We start from the raw sequence: 11938 nt of genomic DNA, 5'->3' as shown, positions 1-11938 counted from the left end.
TTCCGTTCGGGGCCATCAGTGTCATCTGGGAGAAGCGCATGAGATCCGTGATCGATCGAACCCGGCAACTGGCCGACCTGGCCGACGTGGTCGTGTGGCAGGCCGGCGTCGCCGCGCCGGCGCGCGCAGGCGCAGCGCCGGCCCCCGCGATAGCGCCGGACTTGCCGCCGGCCTGCAGGAACTGGCTCAGCGAACTGGTGCTGCTGTATGGCGTGCCGTTCGATTACCTGGTGCCGGCGGCCTCGATGCTGCCGCCCGAGACCATCCGGTTCTTCTATCTCGACCAGAACTACACCAACCAGCTGATCGACGGCGCGATGAGCATCGGGATCGGCTCCAGCCTCGAGTCGGTGACGTTGCTGGGCCAGATCGAGAACGTGATCAACCAGACCCTGCGGGGTCTCACGGCGGTGCGTGCGGCGCGCACGGGCCTGCCCGCCGCCGAGAGCCCGAGCGCGCCGAGCGGCTTCCTGCTGCGCTCGGCGGCGGTGTCGGGCTGGCCGGGGATCGAGGTGACCGCGACCGACGCGAGCGGCCGCGCGCTGTCGCTGCTGCGGCTCGACCGCCTGTCCACCGACGTGCTGATCTGCCTGCTGGGCGGGACGCCGGCCGAGGTGCGCATTCACCAGCCGGCGGAGAGCCTCCATTTCGGCGTGATCGACGACAACCAGGGCAACTATTCCGCATCGCTGCGCTACGTGAGCGGCGCGAACGCCGGCAAGCAGATCGGCACGCAGACCGTGCCGGTGAGCCTTCGCACCGGCACGGTGGCGGACGTGGTCGACGTGAGCAAGACGCATGCGGCGCTGGCGGCCGCGCTGCGCACGGCCGGCGCGCTGCCCGCCGAGGGCCTGACGGGTGCCGGGTTCGCGATCGAAATGGTGCAGAGCGCCGGCGTGCAGCCGTTCACGCCGACCGGCGCGGGAAAGGAGGCAGGCCAATGAGCGCGATCGTCAACCCGATCTGGGCAGGCCCCTGCCTGTTCGTGCCGATGTATACGGACGCGCTGTTGATCGGCACGCCGAACCAGACGCAGGCAACCTGGGCGAATACGCGCTTCGACTATTCCGCGCTGCCGTACGGCACGCCCGCCGCAAGCCCGTTCTCGACCGACGGCGGCACGCCGGCCACGGGCCTGCACCTGACCTGGACGCTGCCGTCGGCGCTGCGCAGCGGGCAACAACCCGATGCCGAAGGCGCGGTGCGGTTTCCCGCCGTGCCGAACCGGTGGCTGGTCACGCGCTCCTACGTGGCGCAGGACGGCAATCCGCCCGCACTCGATGCGTGGGTGCTGCAGAGCGACTACACCGGCGCGGACGGCACCACGTCCTGGCCCGCGCCCGACGACCCGCTCGGCTACACGAAGCTCGGCAAGGTGGTCACGCTGGCGAGCTGGCGGGCGATGCCCGGCGCGCAGCCGCCGTTCCTGCAGGCGATCGCACCGGGCAACGTCGCGTTCGCTTCGGTCTACTCGAACGTCGGCAACGTGTTCGCGTTCTACGATCCGCTGCCCGACACGGCGCAGGGCACGTATTCATACAGCATCCTCGGCTGGTATGCGGCGCCCGGCGACGATCCGCTGTTCGGCCCGGCCGGCGGCTTCGTCGACGCACAGCAGTGGCAGGCGCTGATGGATGCGCAGGACTGGTCGGTGATCACGGCGGTGCCGACCGCGCAGGCTGCGTGGCAGGCCTGGCTGCTGGCCAATCCGATTACCGGCGGCCCGCCGCTGACGCCGGCGCAGCACGATCTCGCGTCGCAAACGCTCTGCCATGCGTTCCTGCACAGCATCGAATGGAAGGGTGGCGCGCACGCGTATCCGCTGTACACCGATCCGGCGACGTCGCCGGAACCGCCGGCCGTGTCGATCGGCAGCAACGCGGCCGAGGCGCTTGCCGCGTGGGTCGCCAGCACCATGCCGGCGGCGGTGCAGGAGGAAGTCGAGACCATGCTGCTCGCGTTCCAGAGCGGCCTGATCTTCGACTACGCGACCGACCGCGCCCGCTACGAGATGGTGACGCAGGCGGCCCGGTTCGGGTCGATTCCGTCCGGGGACGTCTGGGTGGTCTCGCGGCCCGGCAACGCCAATCAGTCGCTGGCCGCGCAGGGCGGCAACAGCACGCTGCCGCTGGATCCCGACCAGACGCAGGCGCTGGGCGCGCTGAACGCGTCGCAACAGCAGCTCGACCAGGCGCGCGCCGCGTTGCAGTCGTGGCAGCAGGCCCTCTACGTGGCGCTGTGGAAGCAGATCAACTGGACGCCGCGGGTCGGCATTCCGAAGCAGCAGGTGCTGGATTACGTCGCACTGCTTTCCAACGCCGAAACCGGGCTCATTCCGGTCACCCTGAAGCGGATCGCGCAGCTGACGACGCAGGTGCAGGGCGAAGTCACGACCTTGCGCGGGCTGCTCGGCAAGGACTATGAGCTGAGCAGCATCAAGGCGCCGCGCGACTACGCGCCGATGGATCCGGTGGTGCTGGTGGCCGGCGCGGGCGCCGACAGCAAGCTGGCCCAGCCGGGCGCGTTCGCCGATGCGCGCGGCGCGGACGGGCGTTTCACCGGCCAGACGCTGAGCGCGCTCACGCTGGCGGTGCCGCCGGGTTCGGCCACGCGGGTCACGCTCGATGCCGCCGATTTCGCGTCGGTCCTGCCGACGGGGTCGGGCATTCCAAAGGAAAGCCCGGCGTTCTGGGTCGAAACCGTGTTGCTCGATCCTGCCAATGCGCGCTGGATGGCCAGGCTGGCCTATGCGAAGGCCGGGGTGTCCGCGCCGACCGACGCGCAACTGCAGGCGCTGGCCGACGTCATCCGCGCGCAGCAGGCGCTGCCGTTCAGCGAGGAGGGCCTGGCGCTCGCCGGCGGCGACCTGCTGGCGGCCGCCGTCGGCTTCGACGGGGTGCCGCCGTCGGTGGTGTCGGTCGATCCGTGGGTGACGCCGTGGACGCCGATCTATCTGGACTGGCAGGTGGGATGGTCGCCCAGCGCCCCCGACAGCAACCTGCAGGGCATGCTCGCGGACTGGTCGCTCGACGATGTCGACTACGTCTGGAACGGCACCCGCATCGCGCCGCCGACCGACATCTACACCGGCCGCACGACGCTGACCCCGAATCAGGCGCTGGGGCTGAACGTGTCGATCGAGCAGTTCCTCGCCGTGCCGGCCAACGTACAGAAGCTCCTGCAGTTCGACGTCGATGCGCTGCGCAAGACCGCCGACGCGCTGACCAACCTCGACGTGCTCGCCCAGTCGCTCGGCGGGCTGAACGAGCAGTTCGGCATGCGTCTCGCGCAGCCCACCAGCATCATCGAAGCCCCGCAGGCAGCGATGACGGGCGGCGTCAGCGGCTTCATTCCCGCCGCGACGGGCACGACCTTCTATCCGTTCCGCTCGGGGCATTTCACCATCCAGAAGCTGTGGGTGGTGGATGCGTACGGGCAGGTGCTCAAGGCCGTCGATACCAACGTCAACGTGCGTCCGGTCGTCGCGCAATCGATGAAGACCGCCGGCGTGCCGGGCACCGCGCAGGTGGTGCCGCGCCTGCTCCAGCCGAGCCGGCTGGCGTCGTGGCTGGTCGATGCGACGAACGACGGCCAGCCGAGCAATTCGTCCGATGCGACGAGCCCCGTGTGCGGATGGCTGCTGCCGAATCACCTCGACGCGAGCCTGACGGTGTTCGATGCGGCCGGGCACAACCTGGGCGCGCTCATCATGATCGTCAACGACCAGGGCGAGGAGGCCGTGCGCTGGGATGCGGTGCCCGGCGTCGGCGCGGCGCTGGGTGCGCCGCCCGCGATCGACAATCCGCACCTGGCCGGGCTGGTGAACGGCATCCTCGCGCAGGGCAGCAACCAGGTCGGCGCGCTGCAGGCGCTGCTCGACGCGATCGACGTGACGTTGTGGAAGACCGATCCGCTGGGGCAGCCGAACAGCGGCAACCTGTCGGTGCTGGTCGGGCGGCCGCTCGCGGTGGTGCGCATGGCGACGTCGTTCGGCGTGGCCGGGCAGCCGTGGGTACGACAGAACTGGAGCGCGACCGGCAAGGACGAGGACGGCGGCCTGACGCGGGTGACGCTGCCGGTGCGCGTCGGCGATCACGGGCTCGACAACAACGGCACGACTGGCTATTACCTCGGCGACGACTACGGCACCTTCTACGCGGCGCACGGCTATACGCCGAGCCTCGGCACGCTGCGCCGGCTGCTGTCGTCCCGCACGGACGGCATGGCCGAGCGGCTCGCGCAGGCCGTGCGCGAGCTGCCGCGGCTGGCGGCGCCCCCGGCGCCGAACCCCTACGTGGTCACGGACGCCACCTACACGCTGCCCGCCGACGCCACCACCCGCCAGTACCTGACCGTGCTGGTGGACCCGCGCGGCCAGATCCCCGTGGTGTCAGGCGTGCAGCCCGTCGACTACATGGCGCTGCCCGCCGGCCCGGTCAGCACGGCATTGCAGACGATGTACGTGACGTTCCGCATGGGGCCGCTGCTGACCGATCCGGTGCAGCTCACCATGCCGTTGCCGGGCGCGGTGGGCGGCACCTGGACCTGGATCGAGCGCAGCGGGGTGTCGGTCTGGCGCGAGGACGGCAACATCGTGCAGCCGGGCGGCGAAGCGACGCTCGCCAGTACGCCGCCGACACTGCGCGAAGGCTGGCTCAAGCTCGGCGGCGCTTTCAACGGAAAGGACGAGTGACATGGTGCTACTGCAGATCGAACGGAGCCCGCGCGAGACCTCGACCACGCTGCTGGCCTACGACGTCGCGCCCACCCAGGTTCCCACCGGCTCGACCGCCGAACTCGCGTTCGCGGCGATCAACCGGGGAACGTCGCCCGTGACCTTCACGCGCGCGAACAGCGACAGCGTCACGATCACGCTGCCCGCCACGCTGACCACCGCGCTGTCGGCCGTCGGCTACCGGTCGCTGTCGCCCGACTGGGGTATCAATGCGCTGTCGGGGTCGCCCGGCTCGTTCCTCGTCAGGCCGTTGCTCGCGAGCGTGACGCTGGCGCCGGGCCAGGGCTTCGGCGTGCAGCTCAACAACATCCAGGTCGACGGCAAGACGGGCACCACCGCCGACGTGGAGATCGACGAAAGCGTCGGCGACGCCTACGGCAGCACCGAGCTGCCCGTGACGATCGGCGGGCCGCAACTGTCGATCAGCGCGCTGGCCAGCCCGACCACGGTCACGCTCAACCAGCCGTCGACCATCGCGTTCACCGCGATCGGCGGCGCGTATGTGGAGCTGATGCCAGGCGGCCAGCGCCAGACCTGCACCGGCGATGTCTATCAGGGCCTGTTCCAGGTGGTCCCGCAGCCGCCGTCGACCCAGTACACGCTGACTGTCTACGACAACGCGTCAGGCCATGCGAGCACCGACGTGACCGTGCAGGTGGGCCGGGTGGCCGTGCTGGATTTCGGTCCCGCCGGGCTCGACGTCGGTTTCGACGACACCGTGACACTGACGTGGCGCTCGCAGTATGCGACGCGGGCGACGCTCACGCCGCAGACCATCACCCAGGTGCCGGTGCAGGGCTCGCGTGCCGTGCAGCCCGGCCAGCTGGCGCCCGACAACGCGAGCGAGATCACCTTCACGCTGACGCTGCAAGGGTACGGCGGCCCCGTGCAACGGCAGCTGCCCGTGCGCCTGAAGCCGATGTCCATCCTCTACTTCGGGTTGCCGCCCGACAGCGCGTTCGCGCAATTCCAGATTCTGAACGGGCGCGGCGCCGCCGAGCAGAACCCGCCGCCGCTGCCGCCGCAGCCACCGCTCATCTGGCGGTTGACCGCGACGGGCCCGGGCGGGCCGGAGGTCCGCTACATCGGCCCGGGCCCGTGGCTGGAGTGCCAGTACTTCGTGGTCGACAACCAGACGGTGCTGCCGGGAGCGAAGGTCACGTTCAGCTGGCAGACGCTGAACGCGACGACCGCGAAACTCAACGGGCAGGCGGTGCCGCTCAGGCTGGACGGCACCACCGGAACCGGGTCGACCCAAGTGACGGTCGACCGTACCACGACCTATGTGCTCGTGGTCGGCGATGCGAAGGGCAATACGCAGAGCAACCAGATTACCGTCACCGTCGCGCAGTAGCGCGGCTTTTTCGAAGAGGCATCATGGCAGACACCCTTGAGCAGTTGGCGCAGCGTATCGGCATGCCGGTCGGTGAACTGGGCAGCATCCGTGACGGCATCGTCGCGATGATGGTGCAGGTCAAGCCGTCGCTCGCGCAAAAGACGGTCGAACTGGACACGTCGTTCCAGGACCTGGGCATCGATTCGATGACGCTCATCTCCATCGTCTTCGAGGTCGAGGAGTTCTTTCGCATCGACATCGTCGGCCGTCACCTGGACGCCGTGCGCACGCTCGGCGAGACGGTGATCACGGTCGCCACGCTGGTAGTCGAGAAGCGCGGCGCGCAGGTGAACGCATGAACGTACCGCTCGGCACGGGGGTGGCCCCCGTTGGGCATCACATGGCGAGGTGGCGATGAGCGATACGCGACGCGTGGTAGTGAGCGGGGTGGGCTGCCTGTCGGCGCTCGGCGTCGGCAAGCATGCCGTGTGGGACGCGCTGGCCGCCGGACAATGCGGAATACGCGCCGCGACCCGCAGCGTCGGCAGCTACTCGGTGACGGTGCCGCTCGGCGAGGTGCCGGATTACCGGCCGCTCGATCATTTCGGCGAGGACGACCTGGCGCTGCTGGATCCGTACGCGCAGTATGCGGTGGTCGCGGCGCGCGAGGCGCTGGCCGAAGCGAGGCTGATCGACGCCGATTACGACCGGGCCCGGACGGCGGTCATTCTCGGCTCGGGGGCGGGCGGCGAGCAGGCCCGCGAAGAAGCGGCGTGGAAATTCATCGGCGAAGGGCGCACGCGCTGCAATCCGATGCTGGTGCCGCGCACGAACCATCAGGCGTCGGCGGGCTTTGTGTCGATGACGTTCGGCATCACCGGGCCGACGTTCGTGATCTCGACCGGCTGCGCCAGTGCCAATCACGCGATTGCGCAGGCGTGGCTGATGGTGCGGCACGGCGTCGTCGACCGGGCGATCACCGGAGGCAGCGAGGCCAATCTGGTCTACACGAACATCAAGGCGTTCGAATCGATGCGCGTGATGTCGACGGATACCTGTCGGCCTTTCTCGCTGGGCCGCGGCGGGATGACGCTCGCGGAGGGGGCCGGGATCGTCGTGCTCGAGACGCTGGAATCCGCGCTCGCGCGAGACGCGCCGATCTACGCGGAACTGGCCGGCGTGGGCATGAGCGCGGATGCCTCCAACGTCGTGCATCCGTCGGCGGCCGGACCGGCGCGCGCGATGGCCGCCGCGCTCGATGCGGCGGGCATGCGTGCGGACGACGTCGACTACATCAATGCGCACGGCACCGGTACGCCGGTAAACGACGTGGAGGAGTGCAAGGCGATCCGCCGGGTGTTCGGCGAGCATGCGAACCGCATGGCGGTGTCGTCGACCAAGTCGATGCACGGGCATGCGCTGGGCGCGACAGGCGGCATCGAGATGGCGGCCACGCTGATGGCGATGCGGCACGGCATCGCGCCGCCGACCGCGAACCACGAGGCGGTCGACCCGAACTGCGATTTGGACGTCGTGCCGAACGTGGCGCGACCGATGACGATACGTGCGGCGCTCTCCAACAACTTCGCGTTCGGCGGACTCAACGCCGTGCTGGCGTTGCGGGCGCTGTCCTGACATCGACGCGCCCGACGGGAATCGAAAAGTCCGGCATGACGAAGACGTCATGCCATTCGCTGCACCGCAACGACCCTCCAAACTGATATAAGGAAGAAACGATGACCACGACCCTTCGACTCGTTCCCCTGGCGCTTGCCGCTGCATTGATCGCCGGCTGCCAGGCGCCGATGGCGCCTGCAACTGTGCCGGAATCTGCCGCCGCCGCCGCCGCCGATGCCGCCTGCGTTGTCGACGCGACCGGCTTTACGCATATCTACCAGCGCCACTGCACGGCGAGTTCCGGCGCCAATCAGTTCATCGCGAGCTATTGCACCCAGGCGGCGCAGCAGAATCTTTGCCGGCAGGTGCAGGCCGCGCCCAACAAGACCCGGACCGTGCAACCGGACGGCCGAATCCGCTACGATGCGAACCTCGGCATCGTCGTGGGCACCGTGGGCGAGAAATGCGTGCGGCTGATCACCAGCAGCGCAACCAACGGCACGGTCGTCACGCAGTTTCCGGAAACCTCGGGCGCGCCCGGCACCTGTCAATGACGCGACACATCCTCGTGCGCACGGCGGGTAGCAAAGAGCAGGTGCTGAGCCGTCTGAAACAAAGCGACGACGTCTGGGCGGAGGCCTACGACGTCGTCATGGCCTGGCCCGGGCTTCGGCGCTTGCGTGCGTTCTGGCGTCATTACTATGGCGCCAGCGCCGAGATGCAGTTCGAAGGCAAGGCGCTGTCGGCACTGCGCGAGGAGCTTCACGTCGTGCTGGCGGAGGGCGAGAGGCTTTCGCCGGCGGCGCGCACGTTCATCCGGCAGTTCGCGCAGCTTTGCGACGTGGCGATCCGTCAGCGCGCGAGAATCGAAATCGTCGCCGACTGACGTGGGCCGGGCGTCGTCACGTTGGCGCTCGAAGGTCAGTGAAGTGCTATTGGCGGCGAGGCGCTTATGCTGCGGAGGACGGATTTTGGGCTAGCTCGGTGAATTCACGCCATGTCGTGAATCGCGCGGCGAGCTGCTTACGATAGAGTGCAGCACGCAGCAAATGCCGCTGCAGGGCGAAGTGTTGCCGGATGGGGCTGAAGCTCGACAGGAAGGCTTGTGTGCGGGTGCGGTCGCGTCACCCGCGCATGCGGCGCTCCGGCTCACGGGTCGGCTGGTGGCTGTTCTTGGCCCGGTTGTTCACGCGCGCAGCGGCTTTGACAAAGACATGCTTGCCCTTGGTGGCGCCGCTGGTGATTCCTCGCACGCCGCGGGCGCGCGAGAAGTTCGAGCGCGAGTACGACGCCGGCGACGGTGCGACCGGGAAGGTACCGTCCGGTTACTCGGTGCGCGGCGCGCGCGGTCTGCTCCAATGGGCGGTCGAGCAGTTGCTCGAAAAGATGGCGGATTTGACCGAGGCGGAACGTCGGCGACTGGCCAGCCTATCGCCCCACGCGTTCCGCCACACGTTTGGCACGCAGTCAGCGGCCGCCGACGTACCGCTCGACGTCGTGCAGCAGTTGCTCGGACATGCTTGGAGGTATCCGCTCAATACCAGCGTCGTCGAAGGCATCAACAACACCATCAAGGTCATCAAGCGCAGGGCTTACGGGTACCGCGACGAGGAGTACTTCTTCCTCAAGATCCGCGCCGCGTTCCCCGGTAATCCACGATGAACCTTAAAAAATCGTTCTCCAGCGTCAACTGGCCGATTTTCGCGTGCAGCGTTTTCACATCCACCGGCGGCTCGCTCGACGGCGCGCCCGCCGTGCCAAACACGTCTGCCGCGCGCTCCTGCAACCGCCGCTTCCATTCCGTGATCTGGTTCGGATGCACATCGAACTGCTGCGCCAGTTCGGCCAGCGTCCGCTCGCCTTTGACCGCGGCCAGCGCCACCTTCGCTTTGAACGCCGCTGAGTGCGTCCGTCGGGTTCTCTTCGTCATCTCCTCGGTTCCTTTGCCAGCATTATTGCTGGCTCAGGCCCCGGCCAAACCACTTAGTCGACTGTCCGAATTTGCGCGGCCACCTCTTCGTCGATTACCGTGCATGGCGTGCCGCGAAGATCGCACTGATTCTTGCTCGTGACTATCGCGCTCGCTATGGCATTTCGCGAGCGGCCCTGTCTCCGCGCGATCACGCGATCGAAAATGAGATTTTCGATCGGGCTGGCGCAGAGGAGTAGGGAAAAGTGTGATGGGGCGCACGAAGAGCAAACAAACGGATGCCGAAGTAGCGGCAGCAGATCGGCTTAGAACGCCACGGGACTCCACGCCCGGGCGTAGTCCCGACTCTTTAAGCTCGTCACGCGACGCCTGACCTGGATTACATCCACGGTTGCACTGGTGATATTGGGCGATGGCAAGACAGGTTGGATCGCGCAAGGATAAGCCCGAGACATTTCTCGGACTTCGAGTTCGTTAGCTTGATCAGGAACCTTGCTTGCTCCGCCTGCGCCTGCGCCCCGCGCGGACCGGGGGCGAGGCGGCGCGCCGCGTGACGCATCGAATGCGTCATTCGTGCGTCGGGCGCGTCGGAGAAGGCAGCGTCGCGAAGTCCTGATGCAGGCTCGCCGACGCGGCCACGGAGATTTTCGGATCCGGATGTTGCCGGGCCGTCTCGAAATCGCGCGCGGGCCCGACGGTCATCGAAGCCACGGCGTTGATCGCCGAACCGGCCGCGGTGACCGCGGCGTCGCGATACTCTCCGCGCTGAAAATGCTCGACCGCGTCTTTGCCGAACGACTTGCTTTCGTTCATGTGCGCGCCCGTGTGCGTCTGCTTGCCTTGCGAGATGCCGTCGAGATTGCCCACCACGCTGTTGTGCGAGCCTTCCGTGATGCCGAGCTGGCCGTGCTGCAGCACCGAGCTGACCCCAAACACGGCCGCCGAATAGTACGTCGCGCCCGGTTTCTCCATATGGCTGGCCGCCTGGTTCGTTACGTCGTTGCGGCGTGTATGCGGCGTCGACAGATTGTTCAGTCCGCTCAGCGTCGCGCCGCCCGTCGGTCGATCGCTCGAACGCCGGGCCGACTGCGAATCGTCGCTCGACGAAGTGGTTGTGGTGTGATTGTCGAGAGGCGCGGTGCTGCCGCCGGTGATTTTTGTCATGGTCGGTACCTTCGATCAAGAGGAGGAAAGTGCGTCGGGCGCCGTGGCGCTCGATGGCGAAATCGACGGGCCGCTCCGCCGTCGGAACCGCATGACGGTAACTGCCGATCGATGGAGGGATGATGCGCGTCGCGGCGGGCGTGATGGCCGGATACGCGAAGCGAGCGGCGCGAAAGCGAAACGTCGAGCGCGTGGATCGGAATCCGGTGGGCGCGGGTCGATCGCGTCGCGCAGCGCGCGCTTCTTCCACGACGTCGACGCATCCTTCGCATGAATGCCCGCGTGGAACCGCCCGAACGTCCGCTGTCTCGATGGCGCTCGCTGTGCGAAAGCAGTTGCCCCGCCTATCGGCCGGCCAGTTGCTTCACCTGCTGCGCGAGCCCCGCCAGCGAAATCTGCCCGCGCATCTCGCTCACGAAACTCCCCGCCAGCACCGCGACCATCAGCACCGCGATCGCGCCCTTGAGCGGCTGGCTGACCGACATCAGATCGAGCTTCTGCGCCGAGCGCGAGACGAACGCGAGGCCCAGGTCGACGAGCAGCAGCATCGCCATCATCGGTGTCGCGATCCGCGCGACCATGTTCATCAGCATGTCGAGCCGCGCCTGCGCGAACATTTCGAGCAGTGGCGCGGGAACCGGGTTGAACGACCCGAGCGGCCACCACGCATACGATTCGTACAGCGCGCCGAGCAGGAACGTCATGCCACCCAGCATCCAGAACGACGCGATCGTCAGTTGCCCGAGCAGCGTCGCCATTAGCGACGTCTGCGTGCCCGAGCTCGGGTTCTGCATCTGCACGTTGTTGAAGCCGGCGACATCGTCGACGTAGGTGCCGATCGCCTCGGCGGCCCAGAACACGGTGGAGGCCGCGATGCCGAGCACGAGCCCGATCACGGCTTCCTTCGCGCAAGTGATCACGAGGAACGCGCCGCGAAGCTGCGGGATCAGCGCCTGCTGTCCACATGCGACGAACAGGCACCAGATCGCGGCCGCGCCGCTGCGCAGCGGGCCTTTCAGCACGTTGTCGGCGGTCGCGGGCAGGATCGTCATGATCACGAGAAGCCGCTCGCTCGACAGCGCGAGCAGCACGATGAAGCCGATGAATTCGTCGCCCAGGTGCTGCAGCGGAAAGATGTCGTAGGTTGTCATGCGCA

General features: G+C 67.8%; 9 protein-coding genes and 5 pseudogenes. 10 read left to right on the top strand and 4 right to left on the bottom strand.

Going from position 1 to position 11938, the window contains the following annotated elements:
* Positions 1-38 precede the first annotated feature (38 nt).
* From JYG32_RS35640 to JYG32_RS35610, 7 genes are all read left to right on the top strand, one after another.
* Positions 39-944, top strand: a complete 906-nt coding sequence (locus tag JYG32_RS35640; RefSeq protein WP_213268237.1) for a hypothetical protein — start codon at positions 39-41, stop codon at positions 942-944.
* Entirely contained in the window at positions 941-4693 is a 3753-nt protein-coding gene (locus JYG32_RS35635; RefSeq protein ID WP_213268236.1) for a hypothetical protein, read from the top strand. Before JYG32_RS35640 ends, JYG32_RS35635 begins: the two co-directional genes overlap by 4 nt.
* A 1-nt stretch (position 4694) precedes the next feature.
* Positions 4695-6089, top strand: a complete 1395-nt coding sequence (locus tag JYG32_RS35630; protein WP_213268235.1) for a hypothetical protein — start codon at positions 4695-4697, stop codon at positions 6087-6089.
* A gap of 23 nt (positions 6090-6112) precedes the next feature.
* Positions 6113-6430 carry a phosphopantetheine-binding protein gene (locus JYG32_RS35625; RefSeq protein WP_174383656.1) on the top strand — a complete coding sequence of 106 codons (318 nt, stop codon included), beginning with the start codon at positions 6113-6115 and terminating at the stop codon, positions 6428-6430.
* A 55-nt stretch (positions 6431-6485) separates the two neighbouring features.
* Positions 6486-7706 (top strand): beta-ketoacyl-[acyl-carrier-protein] synthase family protein, encoded by a 1221-nt coding sequence (locus tag JYG32_RS35620; RefSeq protein WP_174383657.1) that lies wholly within the window; start codon positions 6486-6488, stop codon positions 7704-7706.
* Positions 7707-7807: 101 nt separating this feature from the next.
* The gene (locus JYG32_RS35615; RefSeq protein WP_213268234.1) at positions 7808-8242 is read left to right on the top strand and encodes a hypothetical protein; all 435 of its coding nucleotides are present in this window, start codon (positions 7808-7810) and stop codon (positions 8240-8242) included.
* Positions 8239-8574: a hypothetical protein gene (locus tag JYG32_RS35610; RefSeq protein WP_174383659.1), complete on the top strand. Its 336-nt coding sequence runs from the start codon at positions 8239-8241 to the stop codon at positions 8572-8574. Before JYG32_RS35615 ends, JYG32_RS35610 begins: the two co-directional genes overlap by 4 nt.
* Before the next feature lie 64 nt (positions 8575-8638).
* Here JYG32_RS35610 and JYG32_RS39335 read toward each other — a convergent pair.
* Positions 8639-8908: pseudogene (locus JYG32_RS39335) on the bottom strand (IS6 family transposase); the annotation flags it as partial.
* 4 nt (positions 8909-8912) lie between these two features.
* Between JYG32_RS39335 and JYG32_RS35605 the strand changes: the two are divergent.
* Together JYG32_RS35605 and JYG32_RS35600 are read left to right on the top strand one after the other, a co-directional pair.
* Positions 8913-9209 (top strand): annotated as a pseudogene (locus JYG32_RS35605) (tyrosine-type recombinase/integrase); the annotation flags it as partial.
* A gap of 3 nt (positions 9210-9212) precedes the next feature.
* Positions 9213-9350: pseudogene (locus JYG32_RS35600) on the top strand (transposase); the annotation flags it as partial.
* Positions 9351-9357: 7 nt separating this feature from the next.
* Here JYG32_RS35600 and JYG32_RS35595 read toward each other — a convergent pair.
* A pseudogene (locus JYG32_RS35595) lies at positions 9358-9618 on the bottom strand (transposase); the annotation flags it as partial.
* Between the two features lie 567 nt (positions 9619-10185).
* On the bottom strand, positions 10186-10782 hold the full coding sequence (locus JYG32_RS35590; RefSeq protein ID WP_174383660.1) for a hypothetical protein: 597 nt from the start codon (positions 10780-10782) through the stop codon (positions 10186-10188).
* Between JYG32_RS35590 and JYG32_RS35585 the strand changes: the two genes are divergently transcribed.
* Positions 10781-11056 (top strand): hypothetical protein, encoded by a 276-nt coding sequence (locus tag JYG32_RS35585; RefSeq protein WP_174383661.1) that lies wholly within the window; start codon positions 10781-10783, stop codon positions 11054-11056. The two genes, JYG32_RS35590 and JYG32_RS35585, sit on opposite strands and share 2 nt — an antisense overlap.
* A gap of 79 nt (positions 11057-11135) precedes the next feature.
* On the opposite strand, the pseudogene sctT reads toward JYG32_RS35585, so the two are convergent.
* Positions 11136-11933 (bottom strand): annotated as a pseudogene (gene sctT / locus JYG32_RS35580) (type III secretion system export apparatus subunit SctT); the annotation flags it as partial.
* Positions 11934-11938: the final 5 nt, after the last annotated feature.

It is taken from the genome of Burkholderia pyrrocinia (assembly GCF_018417535.1).
Taxonomy (GTDB): domain Bacteria; phylum Pseudomonadota; class Gammaproteobacteria; order Burkholderiales; family Burkholderiaceae; genus Burkholderia; species Burkholderia pyrrocinia_E.
The sequence above is the reverse complement of the archived record's forward strand: the minus strand, read 5'-3'. Positions and strand labels throughout refer to the sequence as shown.

What these genes read in the sequence shown, in the direction of transcription:
- JYG32_RS35635 (WP_213268236.1), top strand. Translation starts at nt 941, where the DNA reads ATGAGCGCGATCGTCAACCCGATCTGGGCAGGCCCCTGCCTGTTCGTG.
- JYG32_RS35590 (WP_174383660.1), bottom strand. Translation starts at nt 10,782, where the DNA reads ATGACAAAAATCACCGGCGGCAGCACCGCGCCTCTCGACAATCACACC.
- JYG32_RS35585 (WP_174383661.1), top strand. Translation starts at nt 10,781, where the DNA reads ATGGTCGGTACCTTCGATCAAGAGGAGGAAAGTGCGTCGGGCGCCGTG.
- JYG32_RS35630 (WP_213268235.1), top strand. Translation starts at nt 4,695, where the DNA reads ATGGTGCTACTGCAGATCGAACGGAGCCCGCGCGAGACCTCGACCACG.
- JYG32_RS35610 (WP_174383659.1), top strand. Translation starts at nt 8,239, where the DNA reads ATGACGCGACACATCCTCGTGCGCACGGCGGGTAGCAAAGAGCAGGTG.
- JYG32_RS35620 (WP_174383657.1), top strand. Translation starts at nt 6,486, where the DNA reads ATGAGCGATACGCGACGCGTGGTAGTGAGCGGGGTGGGCTGCCTGTCG.
- JYG32_RS35640 (WP_213268237.1), top strand. Translation starts at nt 39, where the DNA reads ATGAGATCCGTGATCGATCGAACCCGGCAACTGGCCGACCTGGCCGAC.
- JYG32_RS35615 (WP_213268234.1), top strand. Translation starts at nt 7,808, where the DNA reads ATGACCACGACCCTTCGACTCGTTCCCCTGGCGCTTGCCGCTGCATTG.
- JYG32_RS35625 (WP_174383656.1), top strand. Translation starts at nt 6,113, where the DNA reads ATGGCAGACACCCTTGAGCAGTTGGCGCAGCGTATCGGCATGCCGGTC.